At 57.8% G+C, this 23,253-nt stretch carries 23 protein-coding genes and 1 tRNA gene; 7 read left to right on the top strand and 17 right to left on the bottom strand.

The features are described from left to right. Window positions 1-3: 3 nt before the first annotated feature. From atzF to ACMXYJ_RS08765, 7 genes are all read left to right on the top strand, one after another. Window positions 4-1,782, top strand: coding sequence for an allophanate hydrolase (gene atzF, locus ACMXYJ_RS08795; RefSeq protein ID WP_415759495.1), 1,779 nt, complete (start codon window positions 4-6; stop codon window positions 1,780-1,782). Window positions 1,783-2,011: 229 nt separating this feature from the next. Then, a complete protein-coding gene (locus ACMXYJ_RS08790; RefSeq protein WP_415759494.1) occupies window positions 2,012-3,499 on the top strand; it encodes a sensor domain-containing diguanylate cyclase in 1,488 nt (495 codons plus the stop codon). A 6-nt stretch (window positions 3,500-3,505) separates the two neighbouring features. Beyond that, a complete protein-coding gene (locus tag ACMXYJ_RS08785; RefSeq protein WP_008153014.1) occupies window positions 3,506-3,700 on the top strand; it encodes a cysteine-rich CWC family protein in 195 nt (64 codons plus the stop codon). Between the two features lie 56 nt (window positions 3,701-3,756). Beyond that, window positions 3,757-4,449: a pseudouridine synthase gene (locus ACMXYJ_RS08780; protein ID WP_415759493.1), complete on the top strand. Its 693-nt coding sequence runs from the start codon at window positions 3,757-3,759 to the stop codon at window positions 4,447-4,449. Window positions 4,450-4,762: 313 nt separating this feature from the next. Next, window positions 4,763-5,647 (top strand): alpha/beta fold hydrolase, encoded by an 885-nt coding sequence (locus ACMXYJ_RS08775; RefSeq protein ID WP_415759492.1) that lies wholly within the window; start codon window positions 4,763-4,765, stop codon window positions 5,645-5,647. Window positions 5,648-5,808: 161 nt separating this feature from the next. Next, window positions 5,809-5,882: transfer RNA gene (locus tag ACMXYJ_RS08770), tRNA-Gly, on the top strand. A 249-nt stretch (window positions 5,883-6,131) separates the two neighbouring features. Beyond that, window positions 6,132-6,659, top strand: coding sequence for a DUF1523 family protein (locus tag ACMXYJ_RS08765; RefSeq protein ID WP_415759491.1), 528 nt, complete (start codon window positions 6,132-6,134; stop codon window positions 6,657-6,659). Window positions 6,660-6,739: 80 nt separating this feature from the next. On the opposite strand, the gene ACMXYJ_RS08760 is transcribed toward ACMXYJ_RS08765, so the two are convergent. The 17 genes from ACMXYJ_RS08760 to ACMXYJ_RS08680 form a co-directional block, all read right to left on the bottom strand. Next, a complete protein-coding gene (locus ACMXYJ_RS08760) occupies window positions 6,740-7,216 on the bottom strand; it encodes a hypothetical protein (protein WP_415759490.1) in 477 nt (158 codons plus the stop codon). Between the two features lie 87 nt (window positions 7,217-7,303). Next, the gene (locus ACMXYJ_RS08755; protein WP_415760699.1) at window positions 7,304-8,518 is read right to left on the bottom strand and encodes a hypothetical protein; all 1,215 of its coding nucleotides are present in this window, start codon (window positions 8,516-8,518) and stop codon (window positions 7,304-7,306) included. Window positions 8,519-8,527: 9 nt separating this feature from the next. Continuing rightward, entirely contained in the window at window positions 8,528-10,483 is a 1,956-nt protein-coding gene (locus tag ACMXYJ_RS08750) for a hypothetical protein (RefSeq protein WP_415759488.1), read from the bottom strand. Window positions 10,484-10,491: 8 nt separating this feature from the next. Continuing rightward, window positions 10,492-11,346, bottom strand: a complete 855-nt coding sequence (locus ACMXYJ_RS08745; protein ID WP_415760698.1) for an SH3 domain-containing protein — start codon at window positions 11,344-11,346, stop codon at window positions 10,492-10,494. Between the two features lie 23 nt (window positions 11,347-11,369). Then, the gene (locus ACMXYJ_RS08740; RefSeq protein WP_415759487.1) at window positions 11,370-12,629 is read right to left on the bottom strand and encodes a hypothetical protein; all 1,260 of its coding nucleotides are present in this window, start codon (window positions 12,627-12,629) and stop codon (window positions 11,370-11,372) included. A gap of 354 nt (window positions 12,630-12,983) precedes the next feature. Then, the gene (locus ACMXYJ_RS08735) at window positions 12,984-13,940 is read right to left on the bottom strand and encodes a lysozyme inhibitor LprI family protein (protein ID WP_415759486.1); all 957 of its coding nucleotides are present in this window, start codon (window positions 13,938-13,940) and stop codon (window positions 12,984-12,986) included. A 102-nt stretch (window positions 13,941-14,042) separates the two neighbouring features. Continuing rightward, the gene (locus ACMXYJ_RS08730) at window positions 14,043-14,621 is read right to left on the bottom strand and encodes a TerD family protein (RefSeq protein ID WP_415759485.1); all 579 of its coding nucleotides are present in this window, start codon (window positions 14,619-14,621) and stop codon (window positions 14,043-14,045) included. A gap of 28 nt (window positions 14,622-14,649) precedes the next feature. Further along, on the bottom strand, window positions 14,650-15,225 hold the full coding sequence (locus ACMXYJ_RS08725; RefSeq protein ID WP_415759484.1) for a TerD family protein: 576 nt from the start codon (window positions 15,223-15,225) through the stop codon (window positions 14,650-14,652). Window positions 15,226-15,257: 32 nt separating this feature from the next. After that, a complete protein-coding gene (locus ACMXYJ_RS08720) occupies window positions 15,258-16,256 on the bottom strand; it encodes a TerC/Alx family metal homeostasis membrane protein (RefSeq protein WP_415760697.1) in 999 nt (332 codons plus the stop codon). Window positions 16,257-16,300: 44 nt separating this feature from the next. Then, window positions 16,301-16,750, bottom strand: coding sequence for a tellurite resistance TerB family protein (locus ACMXYJ_RS08715; RefSeq protein WP_415759483.1), 450 nt, complete (start codon window positions 16,748-16,750; stop codon window positions 16,301-16,303). Between the two features lie 46 nt (window positions 16,751-16,796). Beyond that, complete coding sequence (locus tag ACMXYJ_RS08710; RefSeq protein WP_415759482.1) at window positions 16,797-17,972, bottom strand: TerD family protein; 1,176 nt, start codon at window positions 17,970-17,972, stop codon at window positions 16,797-16,799. Continuing rightward, window positions 17,972-18,556, bottom strand: coding sequence for a TerD family protein (locus ACMXYJ_RS08705; RefSeq protein WP_415759481.1), 585 nt, complete (start codon window positions 18,554-18,556; stop codon window positions 17,972-17,974). Before ACMXYJ_RS08705 ends, ACMXYJ_RS08710 begins: the two co-directional genes overlap by 1 nt. A 2-nt stretch (window positions 18,557-18,558) precedes the next feature. Further along, the gene (locus tag ACMXYJ_RS08700) at window positions 18,559-19,317 is read right to left on the bottom strand and encodes an HAD family hydrolase (protein WP_415759480.1); all 759 of its coding nucleotides are present in this window, start codon (window positions 19,315-19,317) and stop codon (window positions 18,559-18,561) included. After that, window positions 19,314-20,264, bottom strand: coding sequence for an HpcH/HpaI aldolase/citrate lyase family protein (locus ACMXYJ_RS08695; RefSeq protein ID WP_415759479.1), 951 nt, complete (start codon window positions 20,262-20,264; stop codon window positions 19,314-19,316). The genes ACMXYJ_RS08700 and ACMXYJ_RS08695 overlap by 4 nt, the downstream gene beginning before the upstream one ends. Beyond that, a complete protein-coding gene (locus ACMXYJ_RS08690) occupies window positions 20,264-21,358 on the bottom strand; it encodes a cysteine protease StiP family protein (RefSeq protein ID WP_415759478.1) in 1,095 nt (364 codons plus the stop codon). Before ACMXYJ_RS08690 ends, ACMXYJ_RS08695 begins: the two co-directional genes overlap by 1 nt. Then, window positions 21,351-22,109 carry a trehalose phosphatase gene (locus ACMXYJ_RS08685; RefSeq protein ID WP_415759477.1) on the bottom strand — a complete coding sequence of 253 codons (759 nt, stop codon included), beginning with the start codon at window positions 22,107-22,109 and terminating at the stop codon, window positions 21,351-21,353. The genes ACMXYJ_RS08690 and ACMXYJ_RS08685 overlap by 8 nt, the downstream gene beginning before the upstream one ends. Continuing rightward, window positions 22,099-23,226, bottom strand: a complete 1,128-nt coding sequence (locus tag ACMXYJ_RS08680; protein ID WP_415759476.1) for a phosphoribosyltransferase domain-containing protein — start codon at window positions 23,224-23,226, stop codon at window positions 22,099-22,101. The genes ACMXYJ_RS08685 and ACMXYJ_RS08680 overlap by 11 nt, the downstream gene beginning before the upstream one ends. Between the last annotated feature and the right edge of the window lie 27 nt (window positions 23,227-23,253).

Raw genomic sequence — 23,253 nt, 5'->3', positions numbered from 1 at the left:
GCGATGAACATCAATCTGCAACTCGACGCCCTGCGCAGCGCTTATCGCATCGGCAACATCACGCCCCGTGAACTGCTGCTGAGCCTGCGCGATAAAGCCGCGGCGTTGAACCCGGACTATCACCTGTTCATCCACTTGCTCAGTGTTGAAGAACTGGAACCGTACCTCGCCGCACTCGATGGTCGCGATATCGAAAGCCTGCCGCTGTACGGCGTGCCGTTCGCGATCAAGGACAACATCGACCTGGCCGGCATTCCGACGACCGCGGCGTGCCCTGCATTTGCCTATGTGCCGGAGCGTTCGGCGACCATCGTCGAGCAGTTGCTGGCGCTGGGGGCGATTCCGTTGGGCAAGACCAATCTTGATCAATTCGCCACCGGGCTTAACGGCAGTCGCTCACCGTATGGCGCGTGCCCGAACAGCGTGTTGCCGGAGTATCCGTCGGGCGGCTCCAGCGCCGGGTCGTCGCTGGCGGTGGCGCTCGGCGTGGTGAGTTTTTCCCTGGGCACGGACACGGCAGGCTCCGGGCGCGTGCCGGCGGCGCTGAACAATCTGGTGGGGTTGAAAGCCAGCAAAGGGTTGATCTCCACGGCCGGTGTGGTTCCGGCCTGTCGCACCCTCGATTGCGTGACCACGTTCACCGCGACTGCTCGGGAAGCCAGTCAGTTGCTTGCGCTCACTGCGCAGCTCGATCCCCGCGATGAATACAGCCGTAGCAATCCGTTGTGGAATGACGGCTCGGCGTTTGGTGCGCCTCGCCCCTTCCGCTTCGGCGTACCGCGTGCACAGGATCTGGAGTTCTTCGGTTGTCCTGAGGGGCCGCTGTTGTTCGGTGATGCCATCGATCAGCTCAAGGCGTTGGGCGGTGAAGCCGTGGAACTGGATTTGTCGCCGTTCCTTGAAGCGGCGCGATTGCTCTATGAAGGGCCGTGGGTGGCCGAGCGCTACAGCGTCGCCGGCGAATTGATGGAGCAAAATCCTGAAGCTGTACTGCCGGTGATTCGCGCGGTGCTGGCCAAGGCGCCAGCGGTCAACGGTGTGCAAACTTTCCGTTCTCAGTACCGGCTTCAAGCGCTGAAAGCCCTGTGCGACCAGGCGCTGGACGGCCTCGATTGCGTGCTCACACCTACCATCGGCCGCCCCGTCACGCGGGCGGAACTGGACGCCGAGCCGGTGCTGCGCAATTCGGAACTGGGCTACTACACCAACTTCATGAACCTGCTCGATTACGCCGCCGTCGCCGTGCCCAGCGGTTTCATGGGCAATGGCTTGCCTTGGGGCGTGACGTTATTCGGCCGGGCGTTTACTGATCAGTATTTGTTGGGTGTGGCGGATGCGTTGCAGCGTCAGCAAGGTTTGCTCGCACCTGCGCCGACGGCTGTCGCACGTAATGACCGGGCGCGATTGGTGGTGTGTGGGGCGCATCTGGATGGGTTGGCGCTGAATTGGCAGTTGAAGCAGCGCGGGGCTCGACTGGTCGAGACGACGTTCAGCTCGCCGGATTATCAACTGCATGCCCTGGCCGGTGGTCCGCCGTTTCGCCCCGGGATGGTTCGCGTGAAGGACGGGGGGGTGGCGATTGCCGTGGAGGTTTGGGAATTGCCGAGCCGTGAGTTGGGTTCGTTTTTGACCGGGATACCGGCACCGCTGGGATTAGGCAAGGTGCAATTGGCGGATGGGCGTTGGGAAAGTGGGTTTATTTGTGAGGCGTATGGGTTGGAGGGGGCAGCCGATATCAGCCATTTAGGCGGATGGCGTACGTATCTGCAGTCCCGTTCATAGCGCGAAAGAATGACCCTAACCTGTGGGAGCGAGCTTGCTCGCGATGGCGGTCTAACAGGCAAAAACCATGTTGTCTGACAGTCCGCCATCGCGAGCAAGCTCGCTCCCACAAGGTCCGGGCATAATCTCGGGGGGCGTGTGAACGATCATTCGCCCTGCACATAGAGCAGTTATTTCCCGGCGGTGCCATTAGAATGCCTGCCATCGGGTCACTGCCAACGGAATCGTCATGCCGCTTAGCTCGCCGCTGTATTCGCAACGTTCGTTGGTCCTCACGCTGATCGCGTTGCTGGGCGCAGGCTTTCTCGCCACGTCCTTCCTCAGTTACTACGCCTCGCGAGCGTCGATCCGTGACAACATCGTCAACACCGAACTGCCGCTGACGTCGGACACGGTCTACTCGGAAATCCAGAAAGACCTCGTCAGACCGATCCTGATTTCCTCGATGATGTCCCGCGACACCTTCATGCGTGACTGGGTGGTAAACGGCGAGCAAGATCCCGAAAAAATGACCCGCTACCTCAACGAGGTGATGACCCACTACGGCGCCTACACCGCATTTTTCGTCTCAAACGCCAGCCTCACCTACTACCACGCCAAGGGCGTACTCAAACAGGTCAAAGTCACTGAACCCCGCGATGCGTGGTATTTCCGCGTACGAGACATGGCCGATCCCTACGAGATCAATGTCGACCCGGACCTTGCCAACAAGGACAACCTGACCTTCTTCATCAACTACAAGGTCTACGACTACAACAACCGTTTCATTGGCGCGGCCGGCGTCGGTCTGACGGTCGATGCGGTGATCAAGCTGATCGACAAATACCAGCAGCGTTACCAGCGCAGCGTGTACTTCGTCGACAACTTCGGGCGCCTGGTGCTCACCGGGGCCGAGGGCGGCCCGCAAGGCGCGAAGATCGGGCAGAGGCTCGGCGAACTCGACAGCATGAAAAGCCTTGTCAGTCAGTTGCCAAAACCGCACAGCGGCAGTTACGAATATTCCGTCCAGGGCCAGGGACATTTCCTGAACGTACGGTTCATCCCGGAGCTGAACTGGTACTTGTTCGTCGACAAACGCGAAGACGGCGCCCTCAGTGAAATCCGCCAGTCGCTGTACCTCAACCTGCTGATCTGCCTGATCGTCACGCTGATTGTGCTGGCCCTGCTCAACCGGGTGATCAAGCGCTACCAGGGCAAGATCCAGGCCCAGGCGATTCTCGACAGCCTGACCGAATTGCCGAACCGCCGCGGTTTCGACCTGTTGGCGGCGCAAGCCATGCACGAAGCCCAGCGCGAGCCCAAACCGCTGACCGCGTTGCTGCTGGATCTGGACCATTTCAAAGTCTTGAACGACACCTACGGTCACCTTGCCGGCGATCAGGTGCTGATCGGCTTTGCACGGGACCTGGAGAGTTGCCTGCGGCACTCCGACATCGTCTGCCGTTGGGGCGGGGAGGAATTTATCGTGCTGCTCAAGGACACTGACGGTGAGACCGGTCTGATGGTCGCCGAGAAAATTCGTCAGCATGTCGAGCAGCAGCGTTATGCCTACAACGATAAGGCCTTGCAGCTGACCGTGAGCATCGGCCTGACCACCCTGCAGACCGATGACACCTTGCACACGCTGCTCTCGAGAGCGGATCATGCGATGTACCGGGCCAAGCAAGCCGGCCGTAACCGCACCTGCGTGGAAATGCCTCACTCCAGTTATGAATAACCCTACATGAACAAGCCAGATTTCTGCCCGGCCTGCGGCGCCTCCAACGACTGCACGCTGGCCGACCCGCGAACCGCCGATCGGGCCTGCTGGTGCTACGGCGTCAGCATCGACCCGGCAGTGCTCGAGGCTCTGCCGCCCGAACTGCGCGACAAATCCTGTTTGTGCCCACGCTGTGCGCAAGTCGAGGCGCAGCTGTAAGCAACCGCACAACCGATCACGTAAGATACGCGCCCCTTTCCTACCGATCCCTCGTCATGCGCATTGACCGTTTCCTCAGCAACCTGCCGCGCTTCAACCGTAAGCAGGTGCGTCTGTTGCTGGTGGAAAAGCGCGTCAGGATCGACGGAAAAATCGTCAGCGACCCTCACGCCGACGTACTGGAATTCAGCCGCGTGGAAGTCGACGATGAGCTGCTGCAAGTCGGCAAGCCTGCACGCTACTTCATGCTGCACAAACCTTCTGGCTGCGTCAGTGCCACCCGCGATCCGCAACACCCGACCGTGCTCGACCTGATCCATGAGCCGGACAAGGAGGACCTGCACATCGCCGGGCGCCTGGACTTCAACACCACCGGCCTGATGCTGATCACCAATGATGGCAGCTGGTCGCGACGCCTGACCCAGCCGCAAACCAAACTGCCCAAGGTCTACTACGTCGAGACCGAGCAAGAGATTGGCCCGCAATACGCATTGAAATTCGCCGAAGGCCTGTACTTCGCCTTCGAAGACCTCACCACCCAACCCGCCGGGCTGGCGGTACTCGGACCAACATCCGCACGACTGAGCATCGTCGAGGGTCGTTATCATCAGGTGAAGCGGATGTTCGGCCATTTCGACAACAAGGTGCTGCGCCTGCACCGCGAAAGCATGGGCCCGCTGGTGCTCGACAGTGCCCTGAAACCGGGCGAGTACCGCGCATTACGCACCGAAGAGATTCAATTGATCTAAGCAGGCGACCGCTCAGCAGAAGTTGTCGAACAATTTGCCAAAGATACTTGCGCGATGACGTGACCCCTGCTTGAATCAGGACGTCGGCCGAAATGTGACCGACGAGTCACAACATACTTCTAAGAAACTTTTTGCCGGTAGAGAACCCTCAGGTTCCGCTTTCCCCCGGCAGACTGCCCGCCAATAACAATACCCGTCGACCGGACTGCAATGGATCGACATGGGCCTCTCAAATTCCAGGCGTATGCCTACCTGTCACAAAGCTCGTGCAATCTGATTTGCACGCATACCCGCTTGCCAGGAGTCTTATGACATGAGGCCAGAAATCGCTGTGCTGGATATACAGGGTCAGTACCGGGTTTACACGGAGTTCTATCGCGCAGACGCCGCAGAGAAGACCATTATTCTGGTCAACGGCTCGATGGCCACGACTGCGTCGTTTGCACAAACCGTGAAAAACCTTCATCCGCAGTTCAATGTGGTTTGCTACGACCAGCCCTACGCGGGCAAGTCAAAAGCCCACAACCTGCACGAGAAATTGCTGACCAAGGAAATCGAAGGGCAGATCCTCCTGGAGCTGATCGACCACTTCGCCGCCGAACACGTGCTGTCGTTTTCCTGGGGTGGCGCCGCGACTTTGGTCGCCCTGGCCCAGCAGCCACGACGCATCGAGAAAGCCGTGATCAGCTCGTTCTCCCCGGAGATCAACGCGCACATGCTCGACTACCTCGAGCGCGGCATCGATTACCTCGGCAGCCGGGACGGTGACCGGGTCGGCAACCTGGTGAACAGCACCATCGGCAAACACCTGCCGACACTGTTCAAGCGCTTCAATTATCGGCACGTCAGTTCCCTTGCCGAGCATGAGTACGGGCAGATGCACTTCCACATCAGCGATCTGCTGCGCAGTGATCGCCAGTGCTTCTTCAAAGCCGCGGAGAAAATCAACGTACCGGTGCTGTTCATGAACGGCGAATGGGACGAGTACACCGCTGCCGACGGCGCTCAACTGTTCGCCAACCACGTCCAACACGCTACTTTCACCACCCTGCAGGCCACCGGCCACTTTCTCGACATGGAACACAAAGCCGCTTGCCGAGATAGCCGCAACGCACTGCTGGGCTTTCTGAAACCTTCGCAACACGAAAGTCGACCGCGTTATCACTACGTCCAGGACCAACATGCATTGGCCATCTGAAACAGCGTCATCGCGAGCAAGCTTCGCCGTATCGGAGCAAGGCTTGCCCGCGATAGACCATCATGCGGTCTCTGTTTTTGTTTCACCTGCGCTAAAGCCGTCCCACGCAAAGAAAAACTTCATTTCCACGCCCACATCTGGTACAAAGTCAGCCGCTCTGAGCGGGTGTCGTATAATGGCATTACTCCAGCTTCCCAAGCTGATAACGAGGGTTCGATTCCCTTCACCCGCTCCACTTTCTTGTTCCAGCATGTTCCCGCCTAAACCGGCGAGCAGCTGAAACCCAAACAAACCGGCCTATATGACCGGTTTTTTTGTGTCTGCATGTTTTCCATTGCCGCTTCATATCGACCTCTCATACCTGCTTGAGCCAGAACGTCCCGCCTTTCCATAGTTTTTAGACCCGTTCACCGTCGAGACTAAAATTCGCCATCAATCGACTGAATTGGGGCAGAATTCCGACGATCTAAAATGGAGCGTCGACATGAAGTGGTTCAAGGGGTTGGTTCTGGGTGCGATCTTCCTGGTGGCCGGTGCTGGCGCACTGGGTCTTTACTATGTGCTGCCTCAACACGAGGTGGTGCTGGTCACAGGTGTTGAAGTCAAACGGGTCGACCATGACGGGGTGATCAATGCAGAAAACCCGGCCGATGGCCCTACCAGGGACGTGTATTTCATCAACACCGAGGACCCTGATTCAAAGGCAGTCACGGTCTATCGCAACGAAGACACCGGCTGGAGTTTTCCCTGGTATTTCAAATTTGACTCGGCCGACGTACAGGCGAAGGCTCAGGGTTACTCCCGTGATGCACAGCAATTGGCACTCATCCGCTATTACGGTTGGCGCATTCAGATTTTGTCGGTATTCCCAAATATTACGAACATCGAGGCAACCACAAGCCGTGACCAGCCTTTCCCCTGGTTCAACACGCTATTCTTCGGCGTGACCACATTAGTACTTCTGCTTGTAGTCATTGTCGTAAGGCGCCGTCTGAAACGGCGTGGTATGTGACACGGCCATAAACACCGGCATTGTCCAGTCACGAAAAAGCCCGGCATTGGCCGGGCTTTTTGCTACCTGCAGCGGCATGCTCAGCCGCGGGCTTCTTTCTGCAGATCGTCCAGTTCGTCCACGATATCCTCATCGCGGTCTTCGAAGGCCTTCGCCATATCGCGCTGCAACTCGCTCTGAACTTCCACTGATTTTTTAGCCAGAGCCATCCCTCCCTTCGAACCCAGGATCACCGCCATTGCCTTCTCGGGATGCTTGTTCGCTTCAATCATCAGCTCGAGCTCATCGGCGTCGAAATGGTCGGCGTACACCTCAACGAGTGTGTCGTTCAGCAGTTCTTTGGGGATATTGTCTTCGATGACGGTCTTGATCTGAGCCGAAGACAGGTCGCGGTACTTGGAAGAGTAGCCGGCTGTGGCAACCTGGATAACCATCTTGTACTGGGTATCCAGGTCCATGACGTTGACGAGTTCTTCAGCTTTGTCCTTGCTGGAGCCGCAGCCCACCAGGAGCGCCGCGCAAAGAGCCGTCATTGCCCATTTGGAAATAGTGATCATGAGATGTCCTGTACTTGGGCTTGCCGGGATAAATGAGGTAGACCGAGGAGCACGGCGGACCGAGCTCCAGGGTTCAGGTCGAGTCGGTCAGTTAGTCTCAAGCGTGTAGCTTTTGCTGACAAACAAGCCGGCAAACAGCGATTTTTCTTCCTTGAACGTGTAGCTCTCTTCGAACTTGCCATCAGTGGCGAGCTTCTCTGCGATCGCACATTCCGAGTCGCTGTGCTCTTTACCCTTGGCACCGAAGTCGTTCTGGAAAGTTGAAAGACCGGTTTCCGCACAGTAGCCAGCAAATTCCTGGCGTTTGGTGGCGGTCTTGTATTCGTCGAACCCGTCCTTCAGTGGCTCGAATCCTTTGTAGGTCAGCGAATAGCTGGCCACCTTGGATTTGCGGGCAAAGTTGCCCGCGGCATCGGCAATAACCGCTTGGCCCATGGAGGTGCTGTAAGCCCCCATGATGAAGCCACTGAAGGCGCCCTTGAGCTGCTCCTGAACATCATCCAGCGGCGGGATTGAAGCGAACTGAGCCTCGCGCACAATCCGGCCAACCTCGCTGCCGTCGTTGCGATGAACAACCACGAACTTCATCGAGCCTTCACCATCGTCAGACCGCTTGAGGGTGAAATCCAGGTCGACCTTCACCCCGATCTCGCCGGTTGCGCCACTGATAAACGCACCCGTGAATGGCAGGCGGGAGACGATGTTGCTGCCCCACGAGTAGTTCGAATTAACGACCCGACCATATTGATCGACGTCCGCCCGCGGCTGGATTTCATCGCTGACTTCCGACACCAGAACGACATCAGCGCCTTTGTGCGAGATATAGGGATTGCTCATGTCCAGGCCCAACAATTGGACGTGGATCTCACCGTCCTTGTTGTCACCGGAGCGACTGACCTTGAGGGCGTCGGCCTTGAGATATACACCGCCGGCATTACCGCCTCCTGTGGTGGACGCCAGCAAGTACCGCGACCAGGCTGCCAAACCGGTTTCGGTAGCCCCCGCGTCCTTCCCTCCCAGCAACCCCATCATGCCCTTCAGGAATTTTTCGGCGCCGTTGGTTTGTGCGGCCACCAAACGAACTTCGGGCGACTCCACAGTGAGATTGCCAGACCAGAAGGAATAGGACACATCCCCCTCGTTCAGAACGCCCTCAAGGTAAAACTGCTCCTTCAGTTCGTCGTAATAGCTCAGCGTTTCCTTCTTCCCTGCGCTGGATAGCATCGAGCCCCCAACGAGGATCGCAATACCCGCGGCCGCAGCGGCGATGAGAATGTGCTTCTTGTTCATCGATTTCATAATGGCGAGGCCTTACTGAATTTGGGCGGATGCTTGCTGCCAGGCAGTCACGTACTGCTCGGAGACTTGTGGCGTCCAACTGAAGTCGATTCCGGCGTTCGGAAACTCCTTGGCCAGGACTGCGCCGAAGGACACCCTGTCTGCGCAGTGATCTTGCTTGCAGGCCTCGGGGATGCCGGCGGCATACACACGGAAGGTCGGGATTGAGCGGCCGTCTTCGAGCGCAACGTACGGCGTCATGTTGGCCGCGTGGATGACGTACCACTGGTTTTCCAGTTCGACATCGGCCTGGACCCGTCCTTTACGCGGGAAGTCGATCTCGTAGAAATCGCCGCTCTTGCCGGTGACGTGAATCATCATCGGCACAGCCGACCTGGATGATGACGGGTCGAGCATTGCCATCGGCGAGGAGAAAGTGACCTTGATGCCAGCCATCTGGGCCAGGGCTTCAGCTTCACGGCCTTCGAACTCTTTCATACCGGCTTTGAGCTGCTCATAACGGGCCAGTACGCGATGATGCAGTTCAGCCATCTGCTGCTGCTGACGGCGCACCTCTCGTACCCGAACCTCTTCACGATACAGCGCATAGTTGGTGCCTTCACGGGCGTCAAAGTAGAACGCGCCGCGGTTTTCACCCATGCGGTTGCGGACAATCTTGTCCTTGTCATCGGAGGAGTAGCCGGACTCCGGATACAGGGTCTCCAGTGTTTTCGCAATGTAGAGGTTCGACAGATCAACCGTCGACGGCGAGGTTGCCTTCACCAGTTGATACAGCTCAAGCACCGCCCGCTTGTACTCCGCCGGATCAAGGGCAAAGCTTTCGTCTGCCGTGATTGCAACGTAGTACGGGTCACTCCCGAACGGCGACAGAACGTTATAGGTCGAGCGCTGGAATGCCAGATAGACCTTCATGCCGCGGGCCGGAATTTCGCCGACCTGGAAGAGGGCCTGGTCGGCATTGTTGCTCAGGAAGGACAGAGCCTTGCCTTTCACCGCCGAGCTGATGGCTTGATTGAACATCAGGCCGCTCGGATGGACGTAAGTCCGGGACCACGTATCACCGCGATAGGTGTTCGGAATCGACCAACGCAATTTATCGAATGCACCTTCAGCATAGCCAGAGGCGCCACAAGGCATTGCTGGCGTCGAGGCGAAGGCGAGGCTCGGGTCACTCTCATCGATCGCCGACTTGCTGATTAGCCATTTGCAGCCGCTACCGTCAGCGATTCCGACAAGGTTCTTGTTAGCCAGAACCAATGAACGGCCGAAGTCAGCGCTCGGTACCGTAGCGATAGCCGCTTGAGGTGCTGCTGATGGAGCTGGAGCGGGTGCTTGTGCTACCGGTGGGGCCACTACAGCCGCGGAAACGACGGGGGCCGGTGCTACCGGGGCGACGGCGACGGGTTCCGCTGGTGCTGGCGCTGGAACGACCGGGGCGACAACCGCAGGTGCAGGTGCAACGGGGGTTGCTGCTGGAGCCGGAACCACCGGGGCGTCGGCCACAGCTACGGGAGCTACTGGAACTTCTGGTGCTGGCGCTGGCGCAACAGCCACGACTGGAGTCGCGGGGGCCGGTGCCACCGCGGCCGCAACAGGTGCAGGTGCAGGTGCAGGTGCAGGTGCAGGCGGTGCAGTCAACGTGGCAATGCCCAGGTTGGTCGCATTGCCTGCGCCAGTCGCGTAAACAGCCCCCTTGGCGTCGACAGCCTTCCAGGTGACTTTCGCGGTCGGACATTCCTGCCCGAGGATGAAGGGCAACTTACTCAAAAGACCATTCAATGGCTTCTGGTCACCCCAGGTTGGCCGCTGCATGGTGATGGCCAATTCTGGCTTGCACCAGGTGGTTGCTTCACCCTCGACAATGACGTGGATCTGTTCTGTTTTCGAGTAGGCAAGCTCGTGTGCAAATGCTTGTGGCGCGAGGCCGCAAGCACTCACTACAGCGAGTGCGAGTGCGCGGTTTTTCATGGAGATCCTTAGATGAGTTCCCAGGTGCCGTTGGCTTGTTTGCAGAACGTGTTTTGTTCCTGCTCGGTATTACCGTCTGCCGCTTTCAGGCTCACGGTCACCGGCCGACAAGACGTTTCTGCTGCAACTTGCTGGGATGGCAGAGTCGGGATCGCATCCAGGTCGAAGGCCTTGGTTTCTTTATCAGCAGCCACGTTCATTTCGTCGAGGTTGGCCGCCGGCTTCACATTCTTGGCGACCGCTTCGGATTTTGGAGTAACCAGTGAGCGGTTGATGTATCCAACGGTCACACCCTTGCGGCCGACCAGAATCCAGTCACCGGTTGACCCAACGGCCGTGAATTCGGTACCCGCTTTGAGGCCACCCACCTTGTCGGCGTTTTTGTTTGGCGCCGCACGAACATTGGAGCTGCTCTTGGTCAGATACTGTTCGTTGATGAGTTTCATCGACGGAACCGCCTCGATCTTCGGAGCCCGCTTCACTTCAACCGTTTTGGTCTGGGTGTACTCTTTGCCTTGAACGATCTGTGCACTTGCACCCGAGTGCGCGGAAGTCCATGACACCGGTTGGGCGGAATCATTTGCCGGCAGACTCAGGGCTTCCTGAGTGCGCAGGGCAAGCGCCTGCTTGTCCTGATCATCGAGCATTGCGCCAATTTTGTTGCCGATGAAACCGCCGATCGTACTGGCCAGCAGGACAGCTACGATCTTGCCATTGCCTTTACCAATGAAGGAGCCGACGACCGCGCCAGCGACGACACCTACAGCGGTACCGGCCTGTTGCTTGTTGATGCCCAACTGAGCGCAACCCGAGCTGGCTGCGATGGCGACTGCCAGCATTGTGACGATAAACTTTTTCCGCACGGTGACTCTCCCTGTGTGTAAGTTCACTCTGCCTTGAGCAGAGGCTTTGTGAGGTTGTAAAGCATTGCTTGCGAGGACATGGCCCAGCTGAAAACCGACGCCAGCAAAAGGGGTTGCTTTCCCTGACTCCTGAACGCGTCCCTGTAGCCGGCGCTGTCGACAATCCCGTTGCCGACTACCAGGGGGACTAAAACGATCGAAGCAATGGCGAGCGGTCGCACGAAGCGAATTCGGCCCGGCAGCCGTCTCAAGGCTTCAATGCCCGAAATGATCAGGACCACAAGACTGATGGCTCCGAAGAACAATCCGCTCATGAGTGAGAAAGGGATAAACCACATGTTCTTCAGCACATTCAGGCCTTCCGCACCGTGAATATCGGTATGCGCAACGTCGAATGCCATGTTGTCGGCAATACCTGGCAGGTAGCCCTGGAACTGCTCACGGGTGGCAAGCAAGTTCATACCTCGCACGTAAAGTGGGCCAAGGGCGCTCCTTGCCATATGACGGACTTCAGTAGTGTTGACGAGCGCGTCCCGGCTTCTGACGCCCGGATTGATTGATCGGGCGTACTCGTCAATTCCGGGTTCGTAACCCAGCTCCGCCCCGGCACTTGGCCACTGGATGGGCTTCCATTCATTTCCTGGAATTCCCGCCGCACGAAAGCCTTCGAGCTTTGCGTAGGTTCTGATGATGTCGTCGATGGAAGGCACAACGGTTTCTTGAAGACGCTCGTAGAGCGCATCGCCATTTCGGGCCGTATAGCCGCGAAAAACTGCCGCCGAAAATCCCTGGAAGTTCTTGTCGATGCGCTCGACGTACGAGCCTTGAACACTCATCAGAACCCCAAGATTGGCAATGAAGGCTTTGCCTTCACCCTGGTCCTTGTAGGCCTTGTAAGGGATTTGCGGAATGGTCAGCGAGTCGTAGAGCAGCCCCTTTTTAGTGACGTAGGCGTAGAGACTGCTGACACGCAGTGAACCCGGGAATTTCTCGGCTATCCAGTCCGGGGCGGCGCCCTGGAACCACCAGGTGACGGGCGTAACGAGCGCGGTCGAAGCCGCAAGCCAGAACCAGAGCACCCTGCCCTTGCCTTGATAGCGGCGATAGCAGATCCGCCACACAAGCAGGCACATACTGGTGGCGGCCAGAACCTGGCTATAGGTCTCAAGGACTTCGAGTTTTTTGAGTGGAATATCGGCCCCCGCCATATTCAACAGTTCGGCGTTGAACAGGAGGCTGCAGATCAAATAGAGCGCGTTCAAAACAACAAGTGCGACTAGCATCCAACTATTCCTTGTCAGAAATTCAAACGTCAGTCCCTGGAAAATCCGGTGCACGCAACGAGGCGTAGCATATTGCCATCACCCCGAATGACGCACCACTTAAAACGCGCGAAAAAAAAACCAAGTCAGAGCCTTTGATACCGCTCGCCGCGCGATTGGATTGCCACTCAGTCCAGAACGGAAATATCCAACGGGGTCACCTGCGCAAAACGCGCAGAACGGTCGAGCCACTGATGTTGAGGCGAACACCTGACACGATCGTTATCCGCTTGCTGAATCGAAATCCCATGATCGTTCCTTGATTCTGTTTCCTGGACGGCCAGGACCTGCACCCGGCCAGGTAACGCTTACGGATCAGGTTCGGCCGGCAATATAGTCGTCGACCGATGAGAACTGCCTGTTCCTGCACATCCATCCGGACAAAAACACGAAGACCGTCGTCGCGGCCACGGCCCAGCCGCGCTGTCGGCGAGCTTCTCGTTTGTTACGCGCACCACCGAACAAAAGGAGAGCCATCATCAAGAAGTAGAAAGTCAGCAGTGCAACTTTGGCGAACAGTGAAAGCAGGAAAAACAGAGAAATCCCATTGCTACGATACGTTTGAACAATCACCTGCAGCGACATGAGTGCGCCGACCAGGCACGCCGCGATGACGGAATAGTTTCGGGGGATCTCCAGCCAGGCGCTAAAGAGGAAGTAGACGCCGATCGCAAGGATTGGGGTCAGGCTTGTCCAAAGCGCATCGGTGTAGTCCTGGTAGATCGTCATCGAACCTCTGTGGTGCAACCAAATGCAGACCAGCAGCAGGAGGGCCATCAAGAACAGAGCGATTTTCAGGTTCAGAACCGCTTGATGGTCGTCTTTCGCGCTTTTAGTTGTCGGCGCGGGCTTGGTCATTGAGGGCTCTTGCGTTGCTGCAACAGGTGCGCGCGCCGCTACCGATTGCTCGATACGCTTGATGTCGAAATCAGCCGTCGATTGAGCTTGCGGTAATAGCGGGCCGGCAAGGACCTTGACCCGGTCCGACATCGAAGTCGATAAGCAACTTCTTGTCGTGCAGTTGTCGCGCAGACGCAACCAGTCACGTTGCTCCTGGCGAACCTGGCTCTGATTCTGAGCGGCGTCCAGAGCGCGAATATATTCAGCGTTCATCTGCTCATCCAGAACGCTGAGTCCGGAATCCGTGCAGATGGTTTTTTCTGCAAAGCTTCCCGCCTTTGCACAATCGAAACTCGCGGCCAGCGATTGCGTGGAACACAGAGCGAGCACCAAGGCGAAAAGGCCTGAGGCAATGTTGAGGCGAAACATCATCGATTTTCCCTTCTTCCTTGTTTTGCTCCAGCCCGCGGTGAAAACTCTGCAGGCAAGAAAAAGCCCCCGGCAAACGCAGGGGGCTTTCTCAACCCTTTCGGGTTAGGCGATGCTCACGCCGTGAGCTTCAGCCAAAGGCTTCAGACCGCCAGCGAAACCTTGACCGATGGCCTTGAACTTGAACTCTTCGCCTGCGCGATAGAGCTCACCGAAGATCATGGCCGTTTCGGTAGAAGCGTCTTCGCTCAGGTCGTAGCGAGCCAGTTCTTTACCGTCAGCCTTGTTCAGTACACGGATGTAAGCGTTGGCAACCTGGCCGAAGCTCTGCTTGCGTTCAACCGAATCGTGGATGGTCACAGCGAAAACGAGTTTCTTCACTGCGGCAGCCAGGCCATTCAATTTGACGGTGGCTTGTTCATCATCGCCTTCGCCTTCGCCCGATTGGTTGTCACCCAAGTGCTCAACCGAACCGTCGGTAGACTTTTTGTTGTTGTAGAAGATGAAGCTATTGTCGTCGATAACTTTGCCGTTCTCGCCGACGATGAAGATCGAGGCGTCGAGGTCGAATTTAGCGCCATCGGTGACGCGTGCATCCCAGCCCAGGCCAACGATGACTTCGGTCAGGCCCGGGGCCTCTTTCGACAGCGAGACGTTACCGCCTTTAGACAGACTTACAGCCATTGCAAGATTCCTTTTTTCGGGGGGTTGTTTAGAAGTTCATGCCGTAGTTGTTTGCCAGGGCTTTCAGGCCGCCAGCGTAGCCTTCACCAATGGCGCGGAATTTCCACTCGCCATTGCTGCGGTACAGTTCTGCAAAGACCATTGCGGTTTGGGTCGAGGCATCCTCGGCCAGGTCGTAGCGAACGACTTCGGCACCGGACACTTCATTGACGACGCGAATGAACGAGCCGCCAACCTGGCCAAAGTTCTGCTTGCGGCCATCTGCATCGTGGATGGTGACGATGAATACGATTTTGTCGACGTCGGCCGGAACGCGGCTCAAATCAACCTTGACCACTTCGTCGTCACCATCGCCGGCACCGGTACGGTTGTCGCCAGCGTGCTCAACGGAGCCGTCCACGCTCTTCAGTTGGTTGTAGAAGACGAAATCGGCTTCGCTACGCACTTTGCCGTTCGCACCCAGCAGCAGAGCGCTGGCGTCCAGGTCAAACTCAGCGCCGTCAGTGGCGCGTGGGTCCCAGCCCAGACCGACCAGGATCTTGGTCAGGTTCGGATCGGTTTTCGAGAGGGACAGGTTGCCGCCTTTTTGAAGAGTCAGTGCCATTGGGTATTTCTCCTTGGGGTGGGTGCTTTAACTCAGTTGCTTTCGGGTTGAGTTTCTTCTTTTCCCGGGTAGACCAGGCTCGCCACAACGCCAATAGCCAGGACGACCATAACGATCAGCAGGCTGGTGTTAGCGTCAATGGTGTAACCGTGGTGGAACATGTGGTCAGTCGCATTCAAGCCGAGCTTGACGGCGATGAAAAACAGCAGCGCGATGACCGACTTCTCCAGATGGACCAGATAGCGTTTCAGCGCTTCGAGGACGAAGTACATGGTCCGCAAGCCCAGAATGGCGAACAGCATTGCCGAATAGACAATCAGCGGTTCACGACTGACCGCGATGACCGCCGGAACGGAGTCAAATGCGAACAGCACATCAGACACTTCAGCAACCACCAGGCAAAGGAACAGCGGAGTAGCAAAAAAGGTCCCTTTTGCAGCCAGTGTCATGCCTTTGTTTTCAGGCTTCAGGAGTTCTACCTGAAGGGCCTTGCGAGTCACGAAGAAGTTGTGTCCGTGCAGCTTTGGCCACACCGGGAACAGCTTCTGTGCAAAGCGATAAGCCATGTGCTTGGAGTAGTCTTCTTCTTCATCGCCATCACCGCCGGCACGCAGCATCATGACGGCAGTCCATGCGACGATCACCGCGAAAACAATCTCGACCCACGGACCGAACGCCAAGAGGCCGGTGCCGATAGCAACGAACACGCCGCGGAAAACGATAGCGCCGATGATGCCCCAGTACAGAACACGGTGACGCAGGCCATCCGGCACTTTGAACCAGGCGAAGATCGCCATGAAGACAAAGAGGTTGTCCACGCTCAGGACTTTTTCCAAGGCGTAGCCCGTCACGAATAGGCTTGCGACTTCAGGTCCGTGCTGTACGTACAGGAAACCTGCGAATGCCAACGATATGGCGATCCAGAAAATCGACCAGATCGAGGCTTTAACCAGCGAAATGGGTTTGTCGCCACGGTGAGTGACCATGTCGAGCAGAAGGGCGCCAACCGCGAGCCCTACAAAAACCGCCATGGTCAACGGAGGAAATCCGATGTTCGTTTCCAAAGTACAGCTCCTTAAAGGTCGAAATCAGCTGGATTCAGGCCCAGCTCGGCACAGATCAAGCGGCATGCCGCCTTTTCTTTTTCGTCGAAATTGCCATCCGACGCGCCAATGGAGCATCCAACTCGAACCAATAGACGTGCAGCACCCGGGTCGCTTTTGATCTTGCCGATAACCTTCAACGCTTCCGCTTGACCGATCTGAAAATCGAACTCGAACTTCTCGCAATGGGCGCTGAAGGACTTGATCACATCGGCCATGTTGAAGACTTTCAGCTCAGGCGAGTTGCTGATGAAACCGCTCATCTTCTGCTTTTCCGCAGAGGAGATATCGCCATCGGCTGCCGAGATCACTGCGCAAGCAGCCGTCATTGCTTCCATGAACTTCTGGTTTTTGAATTTCCCGACCTCAGTGGTCAGTTTGTCGCGTGCCAATGCCGCGTTTTCTTTAAGCCATGCCAGCATTTGAGTTCCCCTCAAAAGGCGGGATCAAAGGATCCCGCCAAAATTCTTATTTCGAGCCGGCGCGCCAGCTCATGCCCCAACCGTAGGCCTTGTCTACCGCCGAATGCCCCCGGTGGAAGTCGACCCGTCGGGAGACCTTCACGGCGCCGTTCACATTTTCAAGCATGGCAATCGCACACATTCCGTCACGACCGCCCTCCTCGTTGAGGCGTACTTCAATGTCCGGCTGGCCAGGGATGTAGATGGTCACTACACCATCGGTCTCTCTCCAGTTCGGCGCCCCTTCGTAGATGAAGGCGAAGATCAAAATGCGGCGAACCTCACTCCACTGGGTCCCGTTAATGTGCAGCCACTCGCCTCCGGCAACAGAGCCCGTCCGGTCATCACCCATCAACTGGACGTAAGGCTCCTGCTTCAGACTGCCGAAGCAATTGCCCAAGGCTTGAACCACACCCTTGTCACCGTTCTGAAGCTCGTAGAGGCAACCCACGTCGAGGTCGATGGATTTGCTGCGGCTGAAGAAACCGCCAGAACCACCCTTGTTCCAGTTCAGGTTCACCTTGATCTCGCCGAAACCGGCCGAGGTCTTCTCGAGACTGATCGATGTGCGTGTCTTGTCGAGGGTGACCTTGCTCAAGCTGATCGACGACTTGGGTGCTGCCGACGGAGTTGGAGCAGGAACTGGTTGAGGTGCGGCTTGTACCGGGGCAGGCGTCGGGGCTGCGACTTCAACGCCAAAGTGCTTGGCCAATGGCTCCAGGCCCCCGGCGAATCCTTGAGCCACGCAACGGAACTTCCACTCACCCTGGCGGCGATAAAACTCGCCGAGGATGAGCGCAGTTTCCTTCATGCCACCGGTAGGCAACTGAGCTTCAATCCCACCCGACACCACGACCGACAGCTGCGAGACGCGCTCAAAGCTGGCCTTGTTCTCATGAATCGTGGCCGTCAGCGCCACTTTCTCGACAGCAGGCTCCAGACGGCTCAGATCCAGCGTGAACACGGCGCGGCCGGCAGAAGACTCAGTCATCTGCACCGCGCCACCCAGCACACTGGTTTGACCGTAGAAGCACATATCGCCGTCGCCGCGGACTTTGCCCGAAGCGCCCAGAACGAAGGCCGAGACATCAATGTCAGCCCCGGTAATCGGCGAATAGTTGATATCAACGCGTAGCTGGCCGCTGGCAACCGGCGCATTTCCACCAGGTACGAGAGTCGGCATTAGCGCAATGCCTGAACAGCCAGAGTCACCAGATCATCAGCGGTGCGACCATTGGTGGTTTTACCGATGGCCTTGAACTGCCAGTCACCGTTTTCGCGCGTCAGGCTTGCCATCACGATGCCGGTGTGGCCGCCACGTTCGGACAGGTTGAAGCGTGCCAACTCCGATTTATTGCCGGCATTCACGATACGGCAGTAGGCATTTTCAACTTTCTCGAACGTCTGCCCGGTAAAGCTGTTTACCGTGAACACCAGATGTTTGACTGCCGCCGGAAGGCGCTGCAGGTCAACGTGAATGGTTTCATCGTCACCACTCCCGTCACCGGTGCGGTTGTCGCCGGAGTGCTTGATCGACCCGTCCTGGGACTTGAGTTGACGGAACCAGACCAGATCAACAGGTTGCAGGCCTTCGTCGAGCAGGATGCACGATGCGTCCAGATCGATCGCGCCGCCACTGCCCATCAACTTGCCGAGAAAGCCCGCTTTCACCGGGTCCCAACCCAGTCCCAGGCTGATGCTGGACAAAGCGCTGCCGGCGGTTTTTTCCAGGGAGATGGATTGTTGTTTGCTCAGGGTAAGTGCCATCGTTACGCTCCTTGTTTATCGTCAGTGTTCGCGTGGCGATCAGGTTTGATCGCTGCTTGCAGGTGGGTGAGTGGTACGTCGCTCACACCTGGATTCCCGCCTTTGGTTCCCCGCAGGCGTCCACGACGCCATGCCGGATGAAAATGACGCCAATGTGCCTCTTGTGCCGCGGCCAGCAGTTCATGGTCGCCGCGGGTGTCGCCCCATGCCTTGAGACGGTATTGACTCAGCGGTCCATAAACCGCCTCAAGCCTGAGCACCTTGTTCTCGCACCGGCAGTTGTTGCCGGTGATGCGCCCGGTCAACAGGCCGTCGACAACCTCAAGCTCCGTACCGATCAGCTTGATGCCCAAGCGATCAGCAAACGGTTGGAGTACCAAGGCCGGAGAGGCGGAGCAAAGCGTTACGACTGCACCCGCCTCAATCTCGGCCGCGATCGAATTCACCCCCGAAGGGCGCATGAGCTGGAGCCAATAGGCCGCGCAAAAATTCACGGCTTGCTGGCGCACCCAATCAGCCTCCACTCCCGTCAGAAACGTACTGACCAGTTGTGCTTTAAGTTCGTCTCGGCTCATTCGTCGAGCGAGAAAACGAATACTGGGGAGCGCGAGCATCAGCACACGCCGACTGAACTCGCGCCTTCCAAATGCAAATTTCAGGAAGGGAACGAAGCTGTCATGCCGGGTCAGGGTGCCGTCGAAATCAAACACCGACAGCACCTTTTTGACGTCTGTCTCAGCCCCGAGCATGACCTGTGTCATCGAGCCGCCTCAGCCAAACGAATCGGTGTATCGCCACTGCCGGCATCTGCATGCCGCACGCCATGCCATTGCGCTCGCTCGAGGATCTTCACCGCCCACTTGTAATGGGTCGCCGGCTCACACATCACATCGTTGTGTTTGAACACGGCGGGGGCAACGTCGCTGGCGATCAGCTTCGCGCTGTTGAAGTCTTCGAGGCTGACGCGCAGCGAGTCCTGGATGATGTTGATCTGGCTCGGATGAATCGCTGTCTTGCCAACCAGCCCGTGGGCAATGTCGAGATCCAGCTCTTCTTTCAGCAAATGCGGCGTAGCCAGCTGTTCGAATACAGGCGCGGTGAGCGCAAACCCCTGCGACCCCATTACCCCGGCCAACATCGGAATGACATAGCCCATCGGCGTGCTGTAGAGCGTTGTGACCGGGTTGCGTCGAACCCCCAGGCACCCCATCAAATCATTGCCGCCAATGCGCAGCGCGATGATGCGGTGATTCAAGTTCGCCTTGAGCGCCTGACCCAACTCGACCATGGCGCCAGGATTGAAAACGTCGATAGTTTCAAGCGTCGGCATGAGGAATAAAGCCGGGTTCGTGACCGCCTGTTCCCATGCGTCAAGGTTGCGCAACGTGAGCTTCGGGACGACAAACCCGTCCACGTGCGCCATCAACGGCCATTCATTCAGCACGGCCGCCATCATCGAATCCCGGGGACGAACGAACAACAACGGGCCATCAACCGGGCGCCCTCCGCGCTCGTTGATTGCGGTCAGCAGGACTCGCAAGTTGCCAAGCGCCGTCTCGACATCAATGTCCGCAACGGCGTCTTCCAGGCACACCACCAAGGAGCGCAGTTCCGGTAGCTTGGTACCGAAAACCACATCGAGCAGATCCGCTCGCGTGGCCGGCATGTAGAGCGTGGCCCCGAGGGCATAAGGAGAAAGAATCTTCATCAACTCAGACTCCGAATGATGGTCACGGCTCTGTACGGCCCTAAAGCGGCACCGACCTCTTCCACCGAAACGCCAGCACTCTCGGTCAGGTGCATCAGCAACTGAACATCACTGTCGTTACGATCCCGGACCAGGACATGGTCAGGGACGCGGCGCAACACGGCGCGGGTTGCCTCGGCGATACCTGGCTTGACCCGGTTCAGATTGGTGATGTCAAAACGTGCGGCCAAAGACTCAACCACATGCATGGCTGCGCCCTGGAGTTCCAGTCGTTGGCTGTCGGTCCACGGCGAAGCTTGAGGCACCGGCCCCACGGCCTTACGCTGCGCCTCAATCTGCTCGATGAACTCACGGGTCACGTCATGTTCATGCAGGTGGTCGTAGACCACACAGCCATGCAGCCCGCCATTGGCAGGCCAGATAGAACGTGAAACCAGACCCGATACTGTGGCGCCCAGGATGCCGGACGGAATGACCCAGTCTTCTGCCGAAGCGGCCAGCCAGGCTCGACCGCACGGATCAGCCAGCACGACCAGTCGCGGCTCGGCCGGGAAACGCGAGTCACCGTTCAGGCACCGTTTGATCTCGCCAGAGATCGCACCTTTGCCGGTCCAACCGTCGACAAAGACGATGTTCTCGGCACCGTGAGCCTGGACGATGGCTTCCAGCGCAACGGTGTCGATTCCGCGATCGCGAACGATGCTGATCCCGTAATGGCAGGCGTCTCGACCCATGTCGATCAGCGCACGGCGCAGCAGTACACCGAGCGGAAGTCCAGCACGAACAAAGGACACCAGAACAATCGAAGAGCCGGTACACGCTTCATTCAACGCCAGCGCCAGGGACTGGACGTCCGTGGCCATACGGGCGCCATTCTGCGCAAGTGCCCGCGCGTAGAGCGCCTTGTGAACGTCCGTCGGAGCGCTTTCCAGACTGATCATCTCGGAATAGTGCTTCTGCTTCGTTTGAATCAGACGCTCTTTCTCTTCGACATCAGTCACTTCCATCTGAACAGGCTGAAGCAGGAAGTGAACGTCGTCAGGTGCATAGCTTCCGCTACCCACAGTATTGAGGTCAGCAAAGGTATTAATCATCGAGCGTGCAGCCCACAAGCTTCGCCAGTTGGCTGCGCGCCGGCGTGGCCCACATGTGACATGTATCCATGAAGCCAAGGTCAGTGATGCTGTCGCCAAAGCCCAGCACCGGACGTTCACCGTTGACTTCGCGATCACGGCGCAACAATTCCTGGACCGCCACTCGCTTCGACAAACCCGCCGGCAGGAAGGCCAGGTTGTTGCTGTTGGCGTGAATGTGCATACCGTCCAGCAAACCGCGGGCCTGGACTTCAGCCAGAACCGTGCTCAGGACTTCGTCATTGGATTCGTTGTGCTTGGTCACCACGTAATTGCGCAGACCTTCCTCTTCGACCACCCACCCGCGCAATGAAATGCCAAGCTCTTTACCGATGGCGAGCGTTTCTTTGCTCAGGTCGGGAAGACGACTTTGGAAGTCGGCCAGGATTGCGCGCATGTGCGATTGCCATTCCTGATCGAGTTTTCCGTCAGGACCAAGAATCACCCCGCCGTGGGAACAGATAGCGCCGTGGGTAAAGGGCAGCTTCACCCGGCTGAAGGCTTCGACGCTGCGAGCCGTGACCGGTACAACGTCGGTCGACGACAACAGCCATTCGACGAAGGACTTCTGAACCGGGTTCATGTAGCCGTTGGGCTGTCCATCGACGTCGAGGGTTGCAGGATGGCGTGGCGTGCCTTCCTGCATTTTGCGTGCAGTCTGGAACAGCGTGTCGTCGAGGTCGGCCAGAGCCAGTGGGCGATTACTGAGCATCGACAATCACCTGCGCGTTCAGGGCTTCAACAAGCTCGGCGGGAACGGCCTGCGCAGGAGTCTCCGAGCAGATCAACACGCGATCAAATTGACCCGGGCGCACGTTGTAGAGGAAGTTGGGGATGCCGAGGCCGTAGTTATCCGAGAACGACAATGCGTGTTCGATGGCATGGCCCAGCGCGATGGGCGAACGACTGGTTGAACTGAAATGCACGTCAGCACCTGCACGTTCCAGGCGCTCGGCGAGCAGGAATGGACGCCAGACGAACTCACTGGTTCCAACCACCAGAATGCGCTCACCCGCCTTGATCTGCAGATCAGGTGCCAGGGTGTCTTCAACCTTGCGAACGCCAAGACGGCCCCAGTCATTCTGCGGCGACAAAGGCCACTCGCCAGCGGCGACAGTGCCCACCGAAGGCATTTGCGGCAAAGGGGCGTCGGTGTCTTCAAGGAACGTGTACGCGCCCTGCAACAAGGAAACTTGATGTGTCGATGCACCGATGGTGTTGCGGACTGCGCCAGCGGACCAATCCGTCAGCACACACGTCACAACACGCTCGACTTGGGTCAGACCCGCATCGACCAGCGCTCGATGCAGATTGATGAACGTCTTGCCGGTGGAAGCCTCGTCGTCGACCAACACCAACGAACGGGCATTCAGCATCATTTCCCGAACGTCGAGATCGACGGGCATGTGGATCAAGTGAGCGCTGGCGTGGCTGTGTTCTTCTTCAAATCGAGCGAACAGTTCAGTACCGGTCGGGTGCCGCGTGCTGACCATGTAAACCGCATCGGGGCGGGTGGCACTGTAGGCGCGATGAACACCGGCACCCAGGCCCACCGCAGTCTCCGCCATGCCGATAACGAGCACCGGGCCTGGCAAGTCCGCAGGGATTTGCGCAGCCAGGCTTTCGAAGCTTGCGTCCATCGTGGACGGACGCACAGGGATATGCCGGCCCAGCACTTTGGACACGAACAGAAACGCACGCTTAGGGTTGCGGCGCTCGGCAAAGCCGAACAGTGAGTCCGGGTCGATAAGTGAATTATCAACTTTGACATCGAGTCGCCCGCGCATCAGTTGCGCGCTGAGCGTTTGTGTAGCTGCGTTACTTTCCATGTACAACATTCCTAAATTGGCATGAGG

The sequence above is a fragment of the Pseudomonas arabinosi genome (assembly GCF_047758675.1).
Classification (GTDB): Bacteria; Pseudomonadota; Gammaproteobacteria; order Pseudomonadales; family Pseudomonadaceae; genus Aquipseudomonas; species Aquipseudomonas arabinosi.
This window is presented reverse-complemented; position numbering and strand designations above follow the sequence as displayed.